At 49.8% G+C, this 23,276-nt stretch carries 19 protein-coding genes, 2 tRNA genes and 1 other RNA gene; 11 read left to right on the plus strand and 11 right to left on the minus strand.

The features are described 5' to 3' along the window. Nucleotides 1-25: 25 nt before the first annotated feature. Nucleotides 26-634 carry a thiamine phosphate synthase gene (locus tag J5A66_RS06515; protein WP_211789861.1) on the minus strand — a complete coding sequence of 203 codons (609 nt, stop codon included), beginning with the start codon at nt 632-634 and terminating at the stop codon, nt 26-28. An 85-nt stretch (nt 635-719) separates the two neighbouring features. Between J5A66_RS06515 and nspC the strand changes: the two genes are divergently transcribed. From nspC to J5A66_RS06530, 3 genes are all read left to right on the plus strand, one after another. Then, nucleotides 720-1,892 carry a carboxynorspermidine decarboxylase gene (nspC, locus tag J5A66_RS06520; protein WP_211789862.1) on the plus strand — a complete coding sequence of 391 codons (1,173 nt, stop codon included), beginning with the start codon at nt 720-722 and terminating at the stop codon, nt 1,890-1,892. 135 nt (nt 1,893-2,027) lie between these two features. Further along, a complete protein-coding gene (locus tag J5A66_RS06525) occupies nt 2,028-3,527 on the plus strand; it encodes an oligosaccharide flippase family protein (RefSeq protein ID WP_211789863.1) in 1,500 nt (499 codons plus the stop codon). Continuing rightward, complete coding sequence (locus tag J5A66_RS06530; protein ID WP_211789864.1) at nt 3,520-4,569, plus strand: glycosyltransferase family 2 protein; 1,050 nt, start codon at nt 3,520-3,522, stop codon at nt 4,567-4,569. Before J5A66_RS06525 ends, J5A66_RS06530 begins: the two co-directional genes overlap by 8 nt. Nucleotides 4,570-4,752: 183 nt before the next feature. Here the strand turns inward: J5A66_RS06530 and J5A66_RS06535 are convergent. Then, nucleotides 4,753-4,826: transfer RNA gene (locus J5A66_RS06535), tRNA-Thr, on the minus strand. Nucleotides 4,827-4,828: 2 nt separating this feature from the next. Continuing rightward, nucleotides 4,829-4,927, minus strand: an RNA gene (gene ffs / locus J5A66_RS06540) — signal recognition particle sRNA small type. A gap of 306 nt (nt 4,928-5,233) precedes the next feature. On the opposite strand from ffs, the gene J5A66_RS06545 reads away from it, so the two are divergent. Further along, a tRNA-Glu gene (locus tag J5A66_RS06545) sits at nt 5,234-5,305 on the plus strand. A 139-nt stretch (nt 5,306-5,444) separates the two neighbouring features. On the opposite strand, the gene J5A66_RS06550 is transcribed toward J5A66_RS06545, so the two are convergent. The 3 genes from J5A66_RS06550 to J5A66_RS06560 form a co-directional block, all read right to left on the minus strand. Continuing rightward, nucleotides 5,445-6,230, minus strand: a complete 786-nt coding sequence (locus J5A66_RS06550; RefSeq protein WP_211789865.1) for a Cof-type HAD-IIB family hydrolase — start codon at nt 6,228-6,230, stop codon at nt 5,445-5,447. 413 nt (nt 6,231-6,643) lie between these two features. Continuing rightward, nucleotides 6,644-7,255, minus strand: a complete 612-nt coding sequence (locus J5A66_RS06555) for a DUF3256 family protein (RefSeq protein WP_211789866.1) — start codon at nt 7,253-7,255, stop codon at nt 6,644-6,646. 22 nt (nt 7,256-7,277) lie between these two features. Continuing rightward, nucleotides 7,278-9,590 (minus strand): transglycosylase domain-containing protein, encoded by a 2,313-nt coding sequence (locus J5A66_RS06560; RefSeq protein WP_211789867.1) that lies wholly within the window; start codon nt 9,588-9,590, stop codon nt 7,278-7,280. 119 nt (nt 9,591-9,709) lie between these two features. Here J5A66_RS06560 and pyrB point away from each other — a divergent pair, with 119 nt between their 5' ends. The 3 genes from pyrB (at nt 9,710) to glyA (ending at nt 12,802) form a co-directional block, all read left to right on the plus strand. Beyond that, a complete protein-coding gene (pyrB, locus tag J5A66_RS06565) occupies nt 9,710-10,657 on the plus strand; it encodes an aspartate carbamoyltransferase (RefSeq protein WP_211789868.1) in 948 nt (315 codons plus the stop codon). Beyond that, nucleotides 10,654-11,115 carry an aspartate carbamoyltransferase regulatory subunit gene (locus tag J5A66_RS06570; RefSeq protein WP_211789869.1) on the plus strand — a complete coding sequence of 154 codons (462 nt, stop codon included), beginning with the start codon at nt 10,654-10,656 and terminating at the stop codon, nt 11,113-11,115. The genes pyrB and J5A66_RS06570 overlap by 4 nt, the downstream gene beginning before the upstream one ends. 406 nt (nt 11,116-11,521) lie before the next feature. Next, the gene (glyA, locus tag J5A66_RS06575; RefSeq protein WP_211789870.1) at nt 11,522-12,802 is read left to right on the plus strand and encodes a serine hydroxymethyltransferase; all 1,281 of its coding nucleotides are present in this window, start codon (nt 11,522-11,524) and stop codon (nt 12,800-12,802) included. 122 nt (nt 12,803-12,924) lie between these two features. Here the strand turns inward: glyA and J5A66_RS06580 are convergent, their stop codons facing one another. After that, complete coding sequence (locus J5A66_RS06580; protein ID WP_211789871.1) at nt 12,925-13,533, minus strand: UpxY family transcription antiterminator; 609 nt, start codon at nt 13,531-13,533, stop codon at nt 12,925-12,927. Nucleotides 13,534-13,821: 288 nt separating this feature from the next. Here J5A66_RS06580 and rplU point away from each other — a divergent pair, with 288 nt between their 5' ends. From rplU to rpe, 4 genes are all read left to right on the plus strand, one after another. Then, nucleotides 13,822-14,139, plus strand: a complete 318-nt coding sequence (rplU, locus tag J5A66_RS06585) for a 50S ribosomal protein L21 (RefSeq protein ID WP_211789872.1) — start codon at nt 13,822-13,824, stop codon at nt 14,137-14,139. Between the two features lie 19 nt (nt 14,140-14,158). Next, the gene (gene rpmA / locus J5A66_RS06590) at nt 14,159-14,422 is read left to right on the plus strand and encodes a 50S ribosomal protein L27 (RefSeq protein WP_211789873.1); all 264 of its coding nucleotides are present in this window, start codon (nt 14,159-14,161) and stop codon (nt 14,420-14,422) included. Between the two features lie 120 nt (nt 14,423-14,542). Continuing rightward, on the plus strand, nt 14,543-16,606 hold the full coding sequence (locus J5A66_RS06595; protein WP_211789874.1) for an OmpA family protein: 2,064 nt from the start codon (nt 14,543-14,545) through the stop codon (nt 16,604-16,606). Nucleotides 16,607-17,147: 541 nt separating this feature from the next. Continuing rightward, nucleotides 17,148-17,819, plus strand: coding sequence for a ribulose-phosphate 3-epimerase (gene rpe / locus J5A66_RS06600; RefSeq protein WP_211789875.1), 672 nt, complete (start codon nt 17,148-17,150; stop codon nt 17,817-17,819). 78 nt (nt 17,820-17,897) lie between these two features. Here rpe and J5A66_RS06605 read toward each other — a convergent pair whose 3' ends face one another. From J5A66_RS06605 to J5A66_RS06620, 4 genes are all read right to left on the minus strand, one after another. Further along, nucleotides 17,898-18,494, minus strand: coding sequence for an RNA polymerase sigma factor (locus tag J5A66_RS06605; RefSeq protein ID WP_211789876.1), 597 nt, complete (start codon nt 18,492-18,494; stop codon nt 17,898-17,900). A 271-nt stretch (nt 18,495-18,765) separates the two neighbouring features. Beyond that, nucleotides 18,766-19,995 carry a hypothetical protein gene (locus J5A66_RS06610; RefSeq protein WP_211789877.1) on the minus strand — a complete coding sequence of 410 codons (1,230 nt, stop codon included), beginning with the start codon at nt 19,993-19,995 and terminating at the stop codon, nt 18,766-18,768. A gap of 36 nt (nt 19,996-20,031) precedes the next feature. Continuing rightward, entirely contained in the window at nt 20,032-22,380 is a 2,349-nt protein-coding gene (locus tag J5A66_RS06615) for a TonB-dependent receptor domain-containing protein (protein ID WP_211789878.1), read from the minus strand. Between the two features lie 33 nt (nt 22,381-22,413). Continuing rightward, nucleotides 22,414-23,070, minus strand: coding sequence for a TetR/AcrR family transcriptional regulator (locus J5A66_RS06620; RefSeq protein WP_249109931.1), 657 nt, complete (start codon nt 23,068-23,070; stop codon nt 22,414-22,416). Nucleotides 23,071-23,276 lie beyond the last annotated feature (206 nt).

The raw sequence follows: 23,276 nt of genomic DNA on the forward strand, positions 1-23,276 counted from the left end.
CCAGCGAGCGGGACTTGGGAATGGATCAGCTTGTGGCCCGTTGCAATTGACGGAAGTGGGAAATGAGGGCTCGGTAGTCGGTGGCGTTGTGGATGTCAAAGCGATTCCAGAGATCACTGCACACGACGACGCCGCCAAAACCTAAGTCTCGGGCTTGCCGAATATGGTCGAGGTCGACTCCACCTAAGGCGTATACCTTTTTGTCGATGAGTCCGCATTCGGCGGCCTTTTCGAGTTCTTCGCAGGTGAAAGAGGCGGATTTGTTTTTGTTATCGGGATGTGGGAAAATGCGTCTGAGGAAAACGTAGTTGGCATTTTTCTTCATTTCTTTCAAGAGGGCGAGATCTTCGCAGGTGCGTCCGATTTTGCCTTTTACCTTTCGTGGCGGCTGAACGGAAGAACTGTCGAGGTGGATTCCTGCCAGGTGGTATTCATTTCCCAATTGGAAATGGTTGTGCACGACGATTCTCTCGTGAAAGTTATCGGGAATCAGGGAGAGCAGTCTTTCAGAATAGAGAGCCGAGGAGTTGGGTTTATACAGATGTAGTCTGTCCATCCCCTCTTCGAAGAGCGTTGCGAGTATTTTGTCTTCTTCTACAAAGAATGTAGATTTTGTCATGATAACGAGCTTCATCGCAGGCGTTTTTACGATTGCAAAAGTAGGAATTTTCAATCAGTCCCGCAATTTAAACAATATAAAAGTTACCTTTGCACGCGAAATGAAGACAGACTTGAATTCCTTTGATGGGCTTACGGGCCCGATGTATGTCTTGGAAGAGACGAAGTTGCGGCGTAATCTCGCGTTGATCCAAAGTGTAGCCCAGCAGGCCGGAGTAGAGATCATCCTGGCTTTTAAGGCGTATGCGTTATGGAAGACGTTCCCTATTTTTCGTGAATATATTGGGGCGACGACGGCCAGTTCGTTGTGCGAAGCCCGACTGGCGACGGATGAATTCGGAGCTCTGGCGCACACTTTTTCACCGGCCTATACCGATTACGAAATCGAGGAGATAGCCCGCCATTCAAGTCATCTCACCTTCAACTCGCTCTCCCAGTATGAACGTCTTCATGCCCGGGCCCGAGAGGCCAATCCCCAACTCTCGTTCGGACTGCGCATCAACCCTGAATACTCCGAGGTGAGCACCGACCTGTACAACCCCTGCGCTCCGGGCAGCCGATTCGGCGTGACGGCAGAACGCATGCCCGCGCAGCTACCCACCGACATCGAGGGGCTACATTGCCACTGCCATTGCGAGAGCGGAGCCGACGTCTTCGAGCGTACCCTGAAGCACATCGAGCGGCGGTTCGGCTCGTGGTTCGCGAGCATGAAGTGGATCAACTTCGGGGGGGGGCATCTCATGACGCGAGCGGATTACGACGTCAATCTCCTCGTTCGTCTTCTGCGCGACTTCTGTTCGCGCTATCCACATCTCCGGGTGATACTCGAGCCCGGCAGTGCCTTTGCCTGGCAGACGGGGCCCTTGGTAGCACAGGTGGTCGATGTGGTGGAAGATCGGGGCCTGCGCACGGCCATCCTCAACGTGAGCTTTACCTGCCACATGCCCGACTGTCTCGAGATGCCCTACCAACCCCGAGTGCGCGGTGCCGAGAGCCTACCGTTGGATGCCACTGCCTCTGGTTCACCTTTATATATATACAGACTGGGGGGGAACAGCTGTCTTTCGGGCGATTTTATGGGTTCGTGGCGTTTCGACCACAAGCTGCAGCCCGGCGAGAATATCATCTTTGAAGACATGCTGCACTACACCACCGTGAAAACTCATCTCTTCAACGGCATTTCCCATCCCTCAATTGCCCTCCTGCATGCCGACGGCCAGTTGGAGTTGCTTCGGCGATATGGCTACGAGGATTATCGCGCGCGGATGGATTGAATCCGGTACGATTCGATCAAATCAACTCCGACGGTACAAACAGCTATGGCGGTTTGGATCAAATGATCTCCCGCAATGCAAACAGCCATGACTGACAAATGTAATAAAGTCGGCGTTGCAGCGTTTTAAAAAGCGATGAAAAAATCAAACACCACAACCAGCGCATATGCACACATCCTCACCTATACAGGTCTCTTCGGAGGCGTGCAAGGGCTCACAATTCTCCTGGGAATGGTGCGCACCAAGCTGGTGGCTATCCTCCTGGGACCGGCCGGCGTGGGACTGATTTCACTGTTCAACTCCACCCTTACGCTCCTGGCCAATGCCACCAACTTAGGACTAGCCATGAGTGCCGTCCGCAACCTCTCCGAAGCCTATGAGCGGGGATATCGGCAGTCGTTGCTCCACGCCATCGGCAGTCTGCGACAATGGACCCTACTCACTGCCCTGGTGGGCACACTGGCAGGAGCAGCGCTCAGCACGCAGCTCAGTCGATTCGCCTTCGGAGACGAGCATCACCGCCTGTCTTTCATTCTGCTCTCCCCAATCGTAGGTCTCACTGCTCTCACGGCCAGCGAGACGGCCATCCTAAAAGCCACTCGGCAACTGCGCTCCCTGGCCCGGCTCTCCATCCGTCAGCTCCTACTCTCGCTACTGCTCTCCGTTCCGCTATACTACTTTTTCCACCAAGCCGCTATCGTGCCCTCACTACTCGTAGTGGCCGTAGGGCAGATGCTGCTCACGGTGAGCCACTCGTTCAGGCAATATCCCCCGCGGTGGACCTGGTGTAGACAACTCCTCGCCGGCGGAAGCGGGATGGTGCGCCTGGGTCTGTCCTTCGTTCTGGCCGGCATCCTGGGCAGCGGGGCCGACCTGTTGGTGCGCAGCTTTCTCAATACACAGGCCTCGATCGAGGTCGTGGGTCTCTTCAATGCCGGCTACATGCTGACGATGGCCTATGCCTCAACCATCTTTACGGCGATGGAAACCGATTACTTCCCTCGACTCTCGGCCGTGGCTCATCGCCAGTTCACCACCAACCACACCGTGAACCGACAGGCCGAGGTCTCACTCCTGCTCGTAGCTCCCGTGCTTGTGGCCTTCCTTATCGGCCTGCCCGTTCTCCTGCCGCTACTCTACAGCGGACGATTCCTACCCGTTCTCGGAATGGTGCAGGTGATGGTGCTGGCCATCTATCTGCGCGCCCTCTATCTGCCGGTGGAATATCTCTCGCTGGCCAAGGGCGACGCTCGCTCGTATCTCTTCCTCGAGGCTGTTTACGACCTGTTGTTAGTGGGGCTCATCATCGTGGGGTTCCGTTGGAATGGACTCCTGGGAACCGGTATCGGCATCACGTTGGCCTCGCTCATCAACCTGACCATCGTGCTCGTCTATACCCGCAGGAAATACAATTTTCGTCTGTCGGGCTCCGTCGTCCGATACGCGCTCATGCAGGCTCCCATTCTCGCCGCCGCCTATCTACTTACCCTCACAGCCACCTCGTGGACGTATTGGCTGGTAGGCCTCTCGCTCACTGCCCTGAGCACAGCCCTCTCCGTGAATATCCTGCGGAGAAAAACGTCGCTCTGGAACTCGCTCACAGCAAAAGTCTACAAGAAAATCAAACATGCCTAAAGTCTCCATCCTCGTCGCCATCTACAACGCCGAAACCTTCCTGCACCAATGTCTCGATTCGCTTCTGGCACAAACCCTGCGCGATATTCAAATCCTCTGCATCGACGATGCCTCTACCGATACTTCACTCGAAATCGCCCGGCAGTACGCTCGGCGTGATCCACGCGTGGAAGTGATTGCTCTGAAACAAAATAGCGGTCAGGCACACGCCCGGAACCAGGGCCTCAAACAAGCCACCGGAACATACATCTGCATGCTCGACAGCGACGACTGGATGAGCTCCGACGCTCTGCAACTGGCCGTCGAGAAGATGGAAACACAGGCGGAGACCGACTGTGTACTCTTCCATCTCATCAACGTCTTCCCTCATCCTGCCAGCAATCATGCTCATCTCACCAACGATCATGCCCAACAACGGGAAGAAGAATATCCCATGCAGCCCTTCGAGAAGCTCTCCGGACAGGAAGCCTTCCTCAAAAGTCTCACCTGGGACATCCACGGACTCTATCTCCTCAAAACCCACATCCACCGCCAATACCCCTACGATGAAAGCGCAAAAGCTTATAGCGACGATAACACCACTCGTCTACATTACCTGCACTCACGACAGGTGAGTTGTTGTTCCGGCACCTATTTTTACCGCCAACATCCCCTCTCGGTGACACACCGCGTGAGTCTGCGCCGCTTCGACTACCTCAAAGCCAACGACAGCATGGCCGCCCAACTGCGTAACTTGCACCTCTCGTCCACCATCCTCTCCCTCTACGAGAACGTGCGTTGGCTCAATCTCATCGACACCTATCTGTTCTATTACCAATACCGCCACAAGCTCTCGCCCCAAGACAGACGCTACGGTCTCTCAGAAATTAAACGCGTGTGGCAGCTCATCGACACCAGTCAGCTCGCCCGCACCCATCGCTTGAAGTTCGGTTACATACCCTTCCGCTCCTCCTGGCTCCTCTTCCGCTTGCAAGAAGAACTTTATTTCAGTTTGAGAAGCCTCAAAGACCGAATCTCTAATATCCGTTTCTCCATTCTTTGACACGTGTTCTTCACTTCCTTGAAGCATACTTCATTCTCTTAAGGCATATATTTCAGCTCCCGTCATTCGTGCCTTTTATTCCCTTAAGATTCGTGCTTTTCATTCCCTTAAAAATAAAATTCCCCCTAAAGTCTTAGCCAACTTTTGGGAGAATCTCATTTATTTATCCACTTATATTTATCGAGCCTCTTGTCGGATTCGAACCAACGACCCCGAGATTACAAATCACGTGCTCTGGCCAACTGAGCTAAAGAGGCGGGGTGGGTGAGCTACTTGCATCGCGCCGCTACAACCAACTACCTTTGCTACGTTCCCGTCCTGGAGGATTCGAAGGGAGCTGGCCGTGCAAGACTCACCCGTTTTGCACGTGCAAAGGTATATAAATTTATCAATTTGAAGGGAACGCGCTCAAACGTTTTTTATCTTTTAACTAAATCCCCTACCCTTTCCATCCTCCATTTGTTCCTTTCAGTCGTTACCCTTCTCAAGATTTACCCACTTCTCTTCTGATAGGAAGAAAAGCCTTTCATCAGGCAAACCTGATTCTATGCTGAACTCTGCATGCAGCCTCCACAGAAAAATATTATCCAAATATTTGGTGAATTGTTCGGAAACTCATACCTTTGCAACGCAAAACAATAAGAAAACAAGTTTTCAACTTAACGGTGGATTCATCTAACGGTTAGGATACAAGATTCTCAATCTTGGCATAGGGGTTCGATTCCCCTATCCACTACAAAGAAAATCATCAGTTCTCACAGAGCTATCTGTGAGAACTGATTTTTATATTCCCACGGTTCGAGAAACAAAAAGTCTATTGCCACCATGTCGCAACAGACTTTTCGTATCATAGAAAAACACCTTTTCCTTAGACTTTAGGAGATGATTTGCAGCTGAAGCAACGCATTTCGAATACCGTCTGCATCGATATCGGTCGTCACAAAGTTGGCCATTTGTTTGAGTTCGTTGCCGGCATTGCCCATCGCCACACCCATTCCAGCCGTCTTGATCAAACTCATATCGTTTCCACCATCTCCAAAGGCCGCGCATTCAGAAAGGTCTACGCCGATATATCGGGCAATAGCCTCAAGCCCTTTGCCCTTATCTGCCTGGTCGGAAGTAAGGTCGGCAAACTCGGGATGCCAGCGTGCAGCGATGCAATGAGGCAGTCGAGATAGGAGTTGTCGTTCCTGCCGATGGTTCAGAAAAGGAGTGATTTGCAGAATATCCTGCTGCAGCACCTGCTCCAGTGGCAGATGATAGTCAATATTACCAATATCGAGTTTGCGTCTGAAGATCCGATCGATATTATCCTTATAATTAAAGGTGGTAATATCCTGCTCGCCCACCACCACGCACGAATAGTCCTGCTCCCGGGCATCCGCCAAAACCATTTCCACCTCTTGCTTCTGGAGCGGATGATGATAAACAACGACATCGCCCACGAAGCAATGGGCACCGCTGGCTGTGATGTAACCGTCAATAAGAGGCTCGATAGGTTCGATGTTATTAATAATACCAAACGGCCTACCTGTAGCAATAAACACTTTGCAATTCATGGCTTTAGCCTGTGTAATGGCCTGAACTGCCGACGGCGGAATCTGATGTGACGCCATACTGACGAGCGTCCCATCGATGTCGAAAAATAAAGCTTTTATCATATCCTGAGTTTTACGGCAAAGTTACGCAAAAGAGCCGAATACAGAAAAGATGTGTGAAAAAAGAGAACCCTTCCTATCCGTTTTCCTCGGATTTTTCTTTGAGTCTGCGAAAGCTAAGCTTTTGCATGCCAATCTCTTAGCTTTTGCACTCTGTTTTCTTAGCTTTTGAGTTGCAAAAGCTAAGAGAACGGAAGAGGTATGAGAAGACCTCGCCGAACAACTGGATATATCTCATATATATTTGCCTTTAAGATAAAGAAGAAGGAACCATAAAACGAAAAAAAATTGATTGTCTCACGACAACCAATCTTTCTTAACCTTAATAATCTAATACCATGAAAAACACGTTACAAAGTTACGGTTTTATTTCGTTGTTACAAGTTCGTAATAAGGAAAGGCTCTCTTGTATAACATTAATTAAATGTGAGTCCATTCCATTTATATTTCCTTTGCATAATGATCGGTTCTATCCGGTCTCGCTCTTCCTTACTGAGAAGAGTGGGTGAAAGTGTTGCCGTAAGTTCATTTCTTTCTGCCGACAAAGAGAACGACACCAAAAGCGGATCTAAGAGTTTCTTGCATGCCGTAAATTCTTCTGCGGTCATCGTGTCCGGACGGACGATCAACAGACTGAGATCCGGCTGCGGTACAGGCAATTCTTTCCAGTCTAAACTGTAGAATGAGATGCGGCTATCAACAGCCGGTGCTGCATAAGACTGCACCAGACAGAGAATCGTGTCTCTCTCTGACGTAGGCAAGAGCTTCATCTGCAAGGAAGAAACATCGCTCAATTGAACAGAGAGAAAACTGCCTGTGAGCGTATCGATCCTACAAGGTTCGCCCAAAGCGTTCGACACCTCGGCTATAGCCTTTATGTCTATCAGGTCGAGCATCTCCAAACGCTTGCTCTTATCTAAATAGGGGATGACGGATGGAGGCATGGAAATCCAAAGACTGCGCATACTGCGAGCTGTCATTGTGGCCGAAACGACCAACATAAATAAGAGAAGAAAGGTTTTTCTCATCGGTTTATATTTTAAAAGATAACTATTCGTATACTTCATCAATACCAAATTCGTCAACACCTGCGCTTTCTTTTTGGCACGGGTCGAAGCCCTTTGGCAGTTCAAATCCTACGCTTTGACGATAACCCAATCTCCGGTCGGCATAAACTTTCTGCATGAAATAGGCCCAAATAGGCAGTGCCATCGTGGCTCCTTGACCCATATTCATCGAGTCGAAGTGGATGTCGCGGTCTTCACCGCCCACCCAACAACCGCTCACCAACTGTGGTGTAAAGCCCATGAACCAGGCATCGGAGTTGCGATTGGTTGTTCCGGTCTTACCGCCGATGTCGCCCGTGAATTGATATTTGTAGCGAAGTCGGCCGGCTGTGCCTCCATTCACGACGCCTTGCAACTCTACGAGCATTTTGTTGGCACTGGCCTCGCTTATCACTTCGTTCATACGAGGCTGAAAAGAGGCTATCACGTTGCCCTCGTTGTCTTCGATACGGGTGACGAACAAAGGCGCACTGCGGATGCCATGATTGGCAAATGCTGTATAGGCACTCACCATCTCGCAGACGCTGGCCTCACAAGGACCGAGACACAAGGCCATGGAGGGATGGATGTCGGGGTTGTTGAGTCCGAAATCGCGCAGCAAATGAACGAACTGTTGCGGATTAAGTTTGCTCATGAGATAGGCCGAAACCCAGTTGCTGGACTGGGCAAGTCCCCATTTCAGCGTCACCATCTGCCCGTATCTGCTGCGACTGGCGTTTCTTGGCGTCCAGCTTTTTCCGGCCACCATATAGGTGCGTTGCACGTTAGGAGCCTCGTCGCAAGGAGAGAATCCGTTCTCCATAGCCAACGAATAGAGGAAAGGTTTAATGGTGGAGCCCACCTGTCGACGGCCTTCCGTGGCCATGTCGTACTGGAAGTGGGTGAAATCTATCCCGCCAACGTAGGCTTTCACCTGTCCGTTCTTCGGGTCCATGCTAACAAAGCCTGCTCGCAAAAACGACTTGTAGTAGCGAATACTGTCGATGGGGGTCATCACGGTGTCGATGTCTCCGTGATAAGTAAAGACGGTCATGTCGGTGGGAGTTCTGAACGAGCGTTTGATTTCTTCTTCAGACCATCCCGAGGCCTTCAATGTGCGGTAGCGTTCGCTTTGCGTAATCGAGCGGTTCAATATCGAACGAACCTGCTCCGAAGTGAGTTGTTGGGTGAAGGGAGCGTTGGGTTTCGCCTTATTCTCTTTGGAAAAGGCGGGCTGAAGAAACTTTGCCAAATGCTTATACACGGCATCTTCGGCATACTGCTGCATGCGACTATCGATGGAGGTGTACACTTTCAGTCCGTCGGTGTAGATGTTATACGGTTCGCCGTTCTTCTTCAGATTCTTATTACACCAGCCATAGAGCGGGTCGGAGACCCAGGCGATGGAGTCGAAGACGTATTGTCGTTTGTTCCACTCGGGATAATTCTTGAGCTCTGGCATCTTTGCTGTCATATATTGCCGGAGGAATTCGCGGAAATAGGTAGCCGCTCCGTCTTTATGGTCGGTGCGATGGAAGTTGAGAGCCATCGGTTCCAGACAGTATTCTCGGTATTCCGTTTCGGAGAGATAGCCGGCTTTCACCATCTGAGAGAGCACCACATTGCGGCGGGTTCGACTTCTTTCCGGATAACGGACAGGATTGAAGAGTGAAGGATTCTTACAGAGCCCGACGAGAGTGGCAGCCTCGGTGACGGAGAGATCTTTAGGTTCCTTATTGAAATAGGTGTTAGCAGCCGTCTTGATGCCCACGGCATTATGAAGAAAATCAAAATAATTGAGATAGAAAGCGATGATTTCTTCCTTGGTATAATTTCGTTCCAATTTAATGGCAATGACCCATTCGATGGGCTTTTGCAAGAGTCTTTCGAGGGTAGAATGGGCCGTTTCCGAATACAATTGCTTGGCCAACTGCTGGGTAATGGTGCTTCCTCCACCGGCACTGGCATACCCCATGAGTCCTCTTTTGACGAAGGCCCGGGCCAGAGCGATAAAGTCTACTCCGGAATGGTCGTAGAATCGGGCGTCTTCCGTAGCCACAAGTGCATGAACAAGATGGGGAGAGAGATCTGAATAAGGGATGCAAATGCGGTTTTCGCGGTTTTGGTTCCAGGTGCCCATCACCTTTCCGTCGGCGGAATAGATCTGCGTGGCAAACCGATTGATGGGGTTTTGCAATTCGGAGACGGGCGGCATATAACCGATCCAGCCGAACCATATAGCAACAAAGGCAAAACCCGAGGATAGAACGGCGAGCAACAACACGCTCCAAAGGAAATGAATGAACCTCTTTCTCATCAAAAACTAAATGATAAATATGTGCAAAAATACAACTTTTCCTACTATATACGTTCAATTCAAGAAAATTATACCTATCTTAGCACGCAAAATAAGACTTCGAAATAACCCCATGACAAATGGAAAAACATGATTTTGTGACGATTGCCGACCTGTCGAGAGAGAAGATCGAATATCTCATCAACATGGCACAAGAGTTTGAAACCCATCCCAATCGAGAGATTCTCAAGGGAAAGGTGATTGCCTCGCTCTTCTTCGAGCCCTCCACCCGCACCCGCCTCAGCTTTGAAACAGCCGCCCAACGGCTTGGAGCCCGTATCATCGGCTTTTCGGATGCCAAGGCTACGAGCGTAACCAAGGGCGAGACGCTCAAAGACACCCTTCTGATGGTAGCCAATTATGCCGACGTTATCGTGATGCGGCATTACATCGAGGGAGCGGCACAGTATGCCAGCGAGGTGTCTCCGGTGCCGATTATCAATGCTGGCGACGGAGCACATATGCATCCCTCGCAGTGCCTGCTAGACCTCTACTCGATCTACAAAACGCAGGGCACGCTCGAGAATCTAAACATCTGCCTGGTGGGCGACTTGAAATACGGCCGAACCGTCCACTCGCTCCTCACAGCTATGCGGCATTTCAATCCCACCTTCCACTTCGTTGCGCCTCAGGAGCTGGCCATGCCCAACGAGTACAAACTTTATTGCCAGGAGCAGGGTATCCGATTTGAGGAACACACCGACTTTAACCAAGAGGTGATCGCCGAGGCCGACATCCTCTACATGACCCGTGTGCAGAAAGAACGCTTTTCCGATCTGATGGAATACGAGCGCGTGAAAGATGTCTACATCCTGCGCAACGACATGCTCGGCCATGTGAAAGCCAACCTGCGCATCCTCCATCCCCTGCCACGCGTCAACGAAATCGCCTACGACGTAGACGGCAATCCCCACGCCTACTACATCCAACAGGCCCGAAACGGGCTCTATGCCCGCCAAGCCCTGTATTGCGACGTACTGGGCATCAGTCTTCAAGCAGTGAAAAACGATTCAACCATCATCCCATGACAACAGGAAAGAAAGAACGACTCGTGGCCGCCATCAAAAACGGAACCGTCATCGATCACATCCCCGCCGATAAAACTTTTCAAGTGGCCAGTCTGCTGGAACTTCACACCCTCGGCGAACCCATCACCATCGGCAACAACTACGCCTCAAAGAAAGTAGGCCGGAAAGGCATCATCAAAGTGAGCGACCGATATTTCACCGACGAAGAAATATCGCGCCTCTCGGTGGTAGCCCCCAACATCGTGCTCAACATCATCCGCGACTACGAGGTCACGGAAAAGAAAACCGTCAAAACGCCCGAAGAACTACGAGGCATCGTGCGCTGCCACAATCCGAAGTGCATCACCAACAACGAGCCCATGCCCACACTCTTTCGCGTGGTCGACAAGGCCAGTCGCACCCTAAAATGTCATTACTGCGACATGGAACAGGCCATCGACCAGGTGCAATTGGTGTAACGCAGAACTCAAGCAAGATGGAAGCTTCTGAACTTTTCAGAATCGTCGCTGGCACCCAGGGAAGCCTTCTGAACTTTTCAGAATCGCCGCTGGCACCCAGGGAAGCCTTCTGAACTTTTCAGAACGGCCGCTGGCACCCAGGGAAGCCTTCTGAACTTTTCAGAACCGCCGCTGGCACCCAGGGAAGCCTTCTGAACTTTTCAGAACCGTCGCTGGCACCCAGGGAAGCCTTCTGAACTTTTCAGAATCGTCGCTGGCACCCAGGGAAGCCTTCTGAACTTTTCAGAACCGCCGCTGGCACCCAGGGAAGCTTTCTGAACTTTTCAGAACCACCTCATCACTCCCCCATGATCAATTGTCAATAATGAATGGACCTCAATTTTCACTAACATAAACAATTAAAACAATGAAAAAAGATCAAGAAATCTTTGCGCTCATTGAGCAAGAACATCAACGGCAACTGAAAGGAATCGAACTGATTGCCTCCGAAAACTTCGTCTCCCCCGAAGTGATGCAAGCCATGGGATCGTATCTCACCAACAAGTACGCCGAGGGACTGCCCGGCAAACGCTACTACGGCGGCTGCGAGGTGGTAGACAAAGTGGAAAATCTGGCCATCGAACGAGTTAAAAAACTCTTCGGAGCCGAGTTCGCCAACGTTCAACCCCACTCCGGCGCACAAGCCAACGAAGCCGTTCTCCTCACCTGTCTCAACCCCGGCGACACCTTCATGGGACTTAACCTCGCCCATGGCGGACACCTCTCCCACGGCAGTGCCGTCAACACCTCCGGCATCCTCTACCACCCCATCGGCTATAACCTCGACCCCAAAACTGGACGTGTAGACTACGACGAAATGGAACAACTCGCCCTCGAACATCAACCCCGACTCATCATCGGCGGCGGATCGGCCTACAGCCGAGAGTGGGACTACCAACGCATGCGAAATATCGCCGACCGCGTCGGAGCCATCTTCATGGTCGACATGGCACACCCCGCCGGACTCATCGCCGCCGGACTTCTGGACAACCCGCTGCGCTACGCCCACATCGTCACCTCGACCACCCATAAAACTCTGCGCGGACCACGCGGGGGAATCATCCTCATGGGACGCGACTTTGAAAACCCCTGGGGCAAGAAAACACCTAAGGGCGAAGTAAAAATGATGAGCCAACTGCTCAACTCAGCCGTCTTCCCCGGTATCCAAGGCGGACCGCTCGAACACGTCATCGCCGCCAAAGCCGTGGCCTTCGAAGAAGCCCTCCAACCCGAATTCAAAACCTGGGCACAACAAGTGAAACAAAACGCAAAAGTGCTGGCAGAAGAACTCCTCAAACGAGGCTTCACCATCGTGAGCGGCGGAACCGACAACCACTCCATGCTCGTAGACCTGCGCGACAAATATCCCAAACTCACCGGTAAAGTAGCCGAAAACGCACTCGTGGCCGCCGACATCACCGTCAACAAAAACATGGTGCCCTTCGACACTCGCAGCGCCTTCCAAACCAGTGGCATCCGACTCGGAACAGCAGCCATCACCACCCGCGGTGCCAAAGAAGATCTCATGGCCTTCATCGCCCAACTCATCGAAGAAGTGCTCAACCAACCCGAAAACGAGACCGTCATCGCCGACGTTCGCAAACGCGTCAACAAACGAATGGCAGACTATCCTCTCTTCGCCTACTAACCTCCGAAAAAGTCCCCGAAAGCATCCTGCTCTCGGGGACTTTTCTTTTTTCTCTCTTCTATGCTCGTATCAAGCTCTTCAATCTTTTTATTCTTCAAACCTCCCTCCTGTTTCTTTACTCTTCATCCTTCTTCCGCCACGCAGCACCATCGACTCACCTTGATCATCACCGCAATACCGGGAATCTCCTTCAAAAGAAAATACTTTTTACTGCTGCGAACCAACTTTCCGCTCAAACCTCTCAACGGCCCATATCTCACCACCACTGGAGTGCCCGCCTTCAGCTTGGCCTCCTCCACACTTAAATATTGGCGCATTTCAATCTCCGGACTACACATCAGCATAAACTCCCGCATCTCTTTGGCCAAAATTTCATAATACGCTCTCTCCGTTCGAGTCTTGCGCACCACCGACAACTTATAAATCGATGCACCCGCAATGCGCCTCATCTCCCGTTCCTCTCGATCTTTCTTGATAAACACCAGATTGCGCACCACGGGTCGAAACACCGGTTTCCTCAGTTTCACGCCCCGATCAGCCAATGTATATTCCATCGGGACAAAACAAGTCAGCCCCTGCTCCTTGAAATACGACAGCACATCGTTCAACCTCAGCGAATAGAGCTTCACGGCATACCACGGACATCCATCCTCCGTCAATTCCTGCGGAGTTGCCAACAGTTCTTCGCTCTCGCAGTTTTCCCCATTTCCTTTTTCCTGTACGACATTCATTCTTGTTCTATCATTTTTGATTAAGTTACTGCAAATGTACCCAAAAACGACGGAAATTCAAAAAGCAGCTGCACAGGAATCGGCCTATCATCAACGTGTGCCAACTCTCCCAAGAGAATACAGAGAGAGGCATGTTAATAAGTCGTAAAAAAAGATTGGGTCTATCTGTGCACCTTCACACACTGGAATATTATTTGTATTTTTGCAGCCGATTTAGTCCGTGGAGGCTCATATAAGCATCGGAACGACTCCGATCGCCTTGCGGAAAACCGTTTTACAAATATAACAATGTACGCAATTGTAGAAATTAACGGTCAGCAGTTCAAGGTAGAACAAGGCATGAAGCTTTTCGTTCACCACATCAAGGATGTGGAAGCTGGCAAGACCGTTGAATTTGACAAGGTGCTGCTCGTAGACAAAGAAGGAGCAGTTACGGTCGGTGCACCCACAGTAGATGGTGCAAAAGTAGTGGTAGAAGTAGTGAACCCGCTTGTAAAGGGCGACAAAATCATCGTCTTCAAGATGAAACGCCGCAAGGGCTACCGCAAGAGAAATGGTCATCGCTCGCAGTTCACCGAGGTAGAAGTTAAACAAGTAATCGCTTAAACGGCAGGAGGAATTCAGAATGGCACATAAAAAAGGTGTTGGTAGTTCTAAGAACGGACGCGAATCAGCTTCACAGAGATTAGGTATCAAGATGTACGGAGGGCAGAAAGTGGTTGCCGGAAACATCATCGTTCGCCAGCGTGGCACAAAACACAATCCTGGAGAGAACGTTGGTATCGGTAAAGACGACACGCTCTATGCTCTTGTAGACGGAGTGGTTAATTTCCGCAAAACTCGAAGAGACAAAAGTTTCGTTTCTGTCATACCGGAAGCTGAAGCATAAATAAGAAACAAAACTTATTCCAAACAAACAACAGAATCCCAACTCTGCATCGCAGGGTTGGGATTTCTGCGTATAATAAAAGCCGAGGTTGCGCGTTGTATTCATAAACAAAGACCCACGATGAGATTCTACAAGATAAGCCTCCTCCTTTCTTCAGCATTGCTTCTGCTCACAGCCTGCGGAGCAGAACGAAACCTCAAGCAGGCCGAAAAACACCTGGCACTGGGCGAATACTTCGATGCCGCCGCCCAATTCAAGCAAGCCTACTCCAAAACACCGTCAAAAGACAAAGCCACTCGAGGCATCATTGCTGCCAAAATGGCTTTGTGCTACGAACGGACCAATGCCACACCGAAAGCCATCGCAGCTTATCAGAACGCAATTCGATACAGTAGCGTCGGCATCGACATGCATTTATCGTACGCCCGCCAACTACTGAAAAACGGAAGTTACAAAGCGGCAGAATCGGAATTCCGTTTGGTGCTCGACTCTCTCCCCAAGAATCAGCTGGCTCTCGACGGACTGGTCTCTGCGCAAAGAGCCAAAGAATGGAAAGATGCGGGATCTGGCTACACGGTGAAGCGAATGGACGTATTCAACTCTCACCGGGCAGACTATGCCCCCATGCTGACGGGCGACGGATTCGACCGACTTTACTTCTCCTCTACCAGAAATGAGGCTAAGGGAGACGCCTTAAGCGGCATCACGGGAGCCAAACCGGCAGACATCTTCTACTCGGAGCGCGACGACAAGGGGCGATGGAGCAAGCCCGAACCCGTCTCGGGAGCATTAAACACCGAGTTCGACGAGGGCACTTGCGCCTTTTCGCCCGATCAGCGCACCATGTATCTCACACAATGCACCACCGACCCCACCTATCCCCGTTACGCACAGATCATGACCTCGGCCCGTTCGGATGCCACATGGGGAAAGAGCACGTTGCTCGAGATCAGCAAAGACACACTATCGAGCTATGCCCATCCAGCCGTTTCGCCCGACGGACAATGGCTCTACTTCACCTCCGACATGCCGGGAGGACAAGGCGGACTCGACATTTGGCGCATCCGCATCACCCCATCGGGCCTTGGGGGAGTAGAAAATCTGGGAAAACCCATCAACACTGAGGGAAATGAAGAATTCCCAGCCTTTCGTCCCAACGGCGATTTCTATTTTTCTTCAGACGGGCACCCCGGCCTTGGCGGATTGGACATCTTCATTGCCAAGGCCGATCCCCAAGGAACCTTTCATCTTGAGCACCCCGGATTCCCGCTCAATTCCAGCGCAGACGATTTCGGAATGACTTTCGAAGGGCCCTACAATCGCGGATTCTTCTCATCCAACCGAAGTGACGGACGGGGTTGGGACCACATCTACAGCTTCGAGAATCCCGAGATTGTGCAGACACTCAAAGGTTGGGTATACGAACAAGAGGGTTACGAACTACCCACAGCTCAGGTATACATGGTGGGAACCGACGGAACCAATCTGAAACTGAGTGTTCTGTCCGACGGATCGTTCAGACAAGTAGTCAAGCCAGGCGTTGACTACGTGCTACTTGCCACCTGCAAAGGTTTTCTCAATCACAAGGAAGAACTCTCCGTAGGAGCTTCCACCGAGTCGCACGAACACGTCTTACAATTCCCTCTGGCCTCGATCACGGCTCCCGTACTCATCGACAACATTTTCTACGACTTGGATAAAGCCACGCTACGACCAGAGTCGAAACAAGCTCTCGACGAACTGGTAAAACTCCTTAATGAGAACCCCAATGTCGCCATCGAACTGAGTGCGCATTGCGATTATCGCGGGAGCGACGCCTACAACAAACAACTTTCACAGCGACGGGCCGAATCCGTCGTTTCCTACCTCATCGCCCACGGCATCGCCTCGGCCCGTCTCTCGCCCGTTGGTTATGGAAAAGAGAAGCCCAAGACCATCCGTAAAAAACTCACCGAGAAATATCCCTGGATGAAAGAGGGCGACACACTAACCGAAGACTATATCTTGAAACAGGATAGGGCCAGGCAAGAAATTTGCAACCAACTGAACCGGCGCACCGAATTTATCGTCCTACGTACCACCTATGGGCTATTCGACGAGAAAGGACAACTCAAAACACAACCCAAGCCACAGACGAAGAATCAAGAGAAAACAGATGATGATGATTTCGAATTTGTCGAGTAATCCTTGCTGGTTTCTCTATCTATCTTCCACAATCCAACCCAAACGTATAAAAAAGATCCTTGTAGGGGTACGAAAGCCTAAAAATGAAAGAAACAAGGCTTCGTAGGGGTACGAAAGCCCCAAAATGAGAAAAACAACGCTTCGTAGGGATACGAAAGCTCAAAAATGCAAAAAACAACATTTCGTAGGGGTACGAAAGCCTAAAAATGAAAGAAACAAAGCTTCGTAGGGGTACGAAAGCCCCAAAATGAGAAAAACGATGCTTCGTAGGGCTACGAAAGATCAAATACAGAGAAATCGACTCGTTTCCTTTTTTCGCAACCCTATCGCAAGATAAAAAACAACAAAACATATAATAATCCCCCACCCCATCCGTTTTCAATGATAACAAACCAACACAATGCCTATGAAATATTTTACAGCAGAAGAAATGAGACCGTCGGAGCAAACATTGCACATCATCCGGCAGATAGCTTACTACTACAGGTCCATAGCCATTAAAGGGAAAGAGAAGTCGTATTGTTTTAACTGAACCGAAAAGATGAAAGAAATCATCGTATCTCCCTCGCTGCTCGCAGCCAACTTCCTCGACCTTCGCCAGGAAGTAGAAATGATTAACCAAAGCCAGGCCGACTGGCTGCACATGGATGTGATGGACGGCGTATTCGTACCCAACATCTCGTTCGGTTTTCCCGTGCTGGAAGCCGTAGGGAAGGTCTGCACAAAACCAATGGACGTGCATCTGATGATCGTCCACCCGGAAAACTATATTGAACAGACCGCCCAAGCAGGTGCCATGCTTATGTGTGTGCACTATGAAGCCTGCCTGCATCTGCACCGCACCGTCAGTAAAATCCACGAAGCAGGCATGAAAGCCGGCGTGGCCCTCAATCCCTCTACACCCGTAAGTGTATTGGAAGACATCGTCAAAGACGTAGACCTGGTGCTACTCATGAGCGTCAATCCGGGATTCGGCGGACAAAAGTTCATCGAAAATACCATCGAAAAAATCCACCGACTAAGACAATTAATAGCCGCAACCGGAAGTACAGCCCTCATCGAAGTCGATGGAGGCGTACAGGCAGAGACCGCTCCGCGGCTCATCGTAGCCGGAGCCGATGTCTTAGTGGCCGGCAACTACGTCTTCAAATCCACAGATCCCACGGCGGTGATTCACCAACTGAAGCACCTGAGTTCATCGACCACCCTCTAAAAAAGCATCGCCTTGCCAAAAAGAACCCTCTCTCTGGCAAGGCGATGCCTTTTTCTCTCCCATGCAGTCTTTCTATCGTCAGTCTAATTGCAGTGCGACACCGTGCGACAAAGCCATGCGGCGCAAGTTGAGAACAGCATAACGCATACGTCCCAAAGCCGTGTTGATGCTCACATTGGTGAGTTCGGCAATCTCTTTGAAAGACAAATCCTGGTAAAATCGCATGAAAACCACCTCACGCTGAGCGACGGGCAACAAATTCATCATCCTTTTTACATCGCACAACACCTGTTCGTTGGTATAGCGATTCTCAACATTCGCATCCAAAACGCTGCTGTTGCTGATATTGGAAAGATCGTTATCCTTAGACACCTCAACCACCTTGTCGGTTTTCTGACTGCGATACCAATCCATCATCACATTATGTGCAATGCGCATCATCCAGGCAGCAAACTTCCCCGTTGTGGAATATCTGCCCTCTTGCAACTTGGTGATGATTTTAACGAAAGTTTCTTGAAAAAGATCGTCCGCCACATCGCGGTCGTGTACAATAAAAAATATATAGGAAAACAACTTTGTCTGGTTGCGTGACAGCAACAAATCAAAAGCCCTATTGTTTCCTCGAACATACAGCATGGCCAATTCTTCATCGGTCATTTCATTCAATTCTATCATTTCTTAATCATCTTTTTTATTAAGTAAATGTCAATCGATAGGCTCTGTATTTTCGTTGTTTATTGTATATGGATTGTTAAATGATGCTTGCAAAGGTATGTTTTTTCCTCTTTATCGCCAAATGTTTCGATGGGGTTTCTGTCAAATTCACCCCTGCAACGATAAGAATCGGGAACAGGTCATAGAAAAATGACCCATTCCCGACTTCAATTTGTCCCGATGATTTGTCTCTTGGCATCCCGAGTCGGGGGATTCATTGCCAAGCGTTCCTTTATTTTTTGATATGATAGATAAAGCCCGGGAAGCCGACGGTTTTGATGGCAGCGTTTTTCACTTTCTTGGTTGTGGGGTTATAATAGTAGAACCCCGTAGCCTCCTTATTGGTGCTGCCCCAGATGATTATATCCTTATATTTGCACACGCCGGTGCTGTAAGGATTGCCGATGGGCAACTCTTTAATGCGCGTTATCTTTTGAGTCTTGAGATCGATGGTCACAGGGCAGTTCACAATAGCGATGTAAGGATTCTCAGAAAACTTAGGGTCGAGCTTGCCGACACTCACATAGGCATAAAGCAGACCGTTGCCTGCGTAGTAAGAAGACACAACATAGTCGGCCCTTACGTCCAGTCCGTCAATCGCCGTTTCATCCAAGCGGAAACGATAAGTGGCATCGATTTCGGTCGCACCCTTCTTGATTCGCACGATGCCACCGGGATAATCGCTGTTAAACCCGAATGCACCCAAACACATGATGTAGATGTCTCCCTGCTCATCTACAAAGATGGAACTGGCGTCTATCGGACGTGTGGCACAACTCAAACCAAGCGTCTCGTTGGTAATCAATTTCTCTACCTTGTCCGTCTGTGCATCGATCATTACTAAGTCTACACTTTTGTAGGCCGCCTTATAGGTGTTATCAAACTGCGAAAGTCCCACAAACACCTTCCCATCTCGCTTCACCATCGCCGCCGGACCTACATTTACAGCACCCGTCCGGGCATAACTATTGAGGTCGATGTCGGTTGTTTTCGTCATCGTTTGTGGATTAAAGACAATAATTTTGCCCAATCCCTGACAAGTAAGATAAGCTTTCGTAGCACTGATCTCCAGCACCTCAGCCGCACCCGATGCTGCCGGAACAGCAAGAGCGGCCTGTTTCACCAATTTATTCTGTGCATTGAGTTGCCATCTCGTCACCTCCGACTTCGAGCCCCCCATAAAACTGGGCATGCTGTAGATGTTTTTTCCCTGTACCACCAATGCCGTTTCATAGCCTATCGGTTCGGCATTGCGGTTGTTGTAGGTAGCACTTGTCGTGTCGTTGATAGCCTGCATGTAAGCCACACCGCTCTTTCCGTCGGGGTTGGTTACGCTGGTGTTGAACAACAAGGCTTCGGTATAATGACCGTTTGCCGGACTTGGGGTGAGATTGTCGTTGTTGCTGCATGCTGTAAGCAACGCTGCGAGTGTCAAAGCACTCCATGTTTGTAATTTTTTCATTTGATGTTGGATCATAATAGATGAATAAAAAAAGTCTTATTTCAACAAATATCGCACCTTGATGGCGAAAGAACGACCAGGCAAGGGTCGATTCAGTTCCGACACGACATCGCGATTAGTGAGATTCTTCACTTTGAGAGAGAACGTCCAACGGTTGTTCATCATACTGTGTTCGAGACCAGCATCGAGAGTAAACGATGTAGGAATCTTACGGTCTTGGTTGACGCTCATCTCAAAGTCATAGAAATATTGATGGATGTAAGAGACATCCAACAGCAGGCGAGTGTTGCTTCCCTTAGCCCCAAAGAGGTTCTCCCGATGGTATTCCACGCCACCATTGCCCAAAAGATAAGGAATGTTGGGGATACGTTTGTTATAGGTAGGATTCTCCACATTCGATTCCGGCATCCATCTTCGCACGTCGCGGAGGTCTTGGTAAGTGCAGTTTGCATAAGCATAGAGCCAAGGCAGGATGTCGTATTTCACATCGACCTCAATGCCATAAGTGCGCACCTCGCCGAAGTTGGTATAGTGATAGAAGGCCGGAACCACATCGGGCGCATAGCGAATCATGTCTTTCAGTCTGCTATAAAAAAGGTTGAGCTCTGCCTCAAGCAATCCGTTTTGCTCATGAAAACGGCGATAGAGTGTCCCCAGGTTGATGCTCTTCACTCGTTCGGGTTGCAGATGGGTAGAGGCCAACACAGAATATCCGTTACCAATCAGTTCTTCCGAGGTAGGTGTTCGCACCTCCGAACTAAACGAAGCCTTAACCATTAAATGGTGAGTGAGCCGATATCGCATTGATTCGTTCCAGCCTATGTAATGGCGATGCAGGTTAATATTTTCGGCATTAGACATATAGAAATTGGGTAAATAGCGTGTCTTAGATGTAAAGAAATAGTCTTTCACGATGAAAGCACTCTGAAAACGATTGTCGAAGAGCATCAAATCGTAAGACAACCCCGTGGTGACACTGTTCATCCTGCTGTTGAAATTGGCCTTAAAGCCCAAGGCCTTTTCCATCAGTTCGTCTTTTGGCAGCAGACGGGTGTAGGCTTCATAGACATTCAGATTGAACGAATGGTGTGCATCGAGCGTGTAGTTGAGATTGAGTTTACTGATAAGATCGTGACTCCTATTGTGTCCATCGGCGGGATAAGCCCCCTGTTCGCCACCATATGGAGAGGTGGGAGGATAGGCCGTTCCATCCCAATCATATCGTTTCATCGCCTTGTCCGAGAGTCCGTAGCCGGCATAACTGTAAGCCAGATTGAAGTCGAGTGCCAGGGCATCGGCAAAAAATTGCTCGCGTTTGAGAGTCAGTTCGGTAGCGAAGCCCGAAGAATGGTTAAACGCCTCGCGGATGTCCGTATCGATACCCTGTATCTCTTGCCGTGTGTTAGAATAGAGTGCTTCTAATTTCAGTTCGTCAAACCACCATTTCGTAGCCTTCAACGAGCCACCGAAAACAGCCTTCCGGTAGGCATCGTGGTTGCGTCTCACACGCCGCCCGTCCAGGTTGTGCAGCGTCATGAGGTAGCTATTGTCCGAATAAGTAAACAATCCGCCCACCCCAAACTGCAATCCCAGCCGTTGATTGGTACGTTTCAGCACAGCATTTGCCCGATGGGTGTTGAATGAACCACACTCATACGAAGCGTCGAGATACATAGGCGGATATTCTTTTGTTACGACATTGACGGCCCCACCCAAAGCCGAGCCACCGAATTTATAAGGAACGATACCCTTGTAGACCTCAATCCGTTCGATCATGTCAGTGGGAATATCGTTCAGGGTAACGAAATTTGTGAGCTGCCCCATCGATGTTTCATCAACAAAAAGTCCCAGTCGCTTACCCTCAAGTCCGCGAACCGACAGTCGCGAGGCACTCCCAACGCCGCCCGTACTGCGAACGGTGATGCCGGCAGAACGAGCCAACACCTCGTCGATAGACGATGCCGTGCCTTGCAGTTCCTTGAATGTCATTACCGATACAGGCATGGCCGACTCACGCATCCTACGCACTTCATTACGCCCCACCACTGTCACTTCGTTCAGTTTGACGGTCGTGCTACTCATCACCACATCGTGTTGAAATTCCACGCCTTGAGCAATCGTGGCCTTAAAAGTCTCGGTCTTGCATCCCACGCAGTGAAAGGTTAAGTTCACCCGATTGCTTTTCACCGCGATGCGATAGTTACCTTCCTTGTCTGAAGACGTGCCTGTACGCCCATTATCAGCCGAAACGGCTACATCAGCAAGGGGCATTTGTGTGTCGGCCTGGGTTATTTTTCCGTATATAACGGCTGTTTGAGCACTCAATGTGGTGCAGACCAACAAGAGAAAGCTCGTTAAACGAACTCTGCTTTTTGTATGATTCATTGTTTGTATTGGCTCCAATAACATTTTTATTTTTCACTTAATTTCGAGCACCTTGTACCAACCGGCTGCGCCAAACTTGATATACTCCAAGAGAAACCGCTCGATTTCCTCATCGGTGAGTTGGTCGTCGGCCACGATTTCGGTCAGCACAGTGACCCACATCGCACCGCAAATGCGCATCAGAAAGGGCGAGAATTCCACTTTTTGTTGCGGAAACTTCTCTTTCATCAGTTCCAAATACTCCATGCTGCGTCGCATCTGTTGGTCGATCAGCCACTTTCGATAGCCTCCCAACGACGTTTCAGCCGTATCGAAGAAAAGAAGTCGCAGTTCGGCGCGGTAGGTCTTAATGATTTTCAGGAGTCGTTTCATCAACTCGCGCTGCAAACTCTCGATAGAAAAGATGCCTATTGTCAAATTGTCGTTGCTGTTGTTGTATGCCATATGCTCGTCAAGCGCATGGAGCAATGGAGTCAGAACGGTGTGGAGCAGTTCGTCTTTATTCTTGAAATACTTATAAATATTGCCCAGAGCCACACCCGATGCTTTAGAAATCACACGCATAGAAGTTTTCTTCACACCGTGTTTGATGAACTCGTTATGAGCCACAGCAACGAGTTTTTCTTTGATATCGTCTTTCTTCACCTGCATGACATAAGCGATTTTTCCAGACGAACGAAAAGCGAACATTGTTTAGAAATGTTCATAAAAAAAGCGCACTGTCTAAAAAAGAGACAGTGCGCTTTGATAAATGGGCCGCAGATTTGCAGCCTTATGCTATTTCTGTTGTGTATCATGTCGAATTGTTTACAGTTTGCAAAAGTACAAACACTTCGCCTAACCGGCAATACCTACAACTTAGTATTTTTCAAACCTTCTTGCATTCCCTCCTATTG

The sequence above is a fragment of the Prevotella sp. oral taxon 475 genome (genome assembly GCF_018127805.1).
In the GTDB taxonomy this organism is placed as follows: domain Bacteria; phylum Bacteroidota; class Bacteroidia; order Bacteroidales; family Bacteroidaceae; genus Prevotella.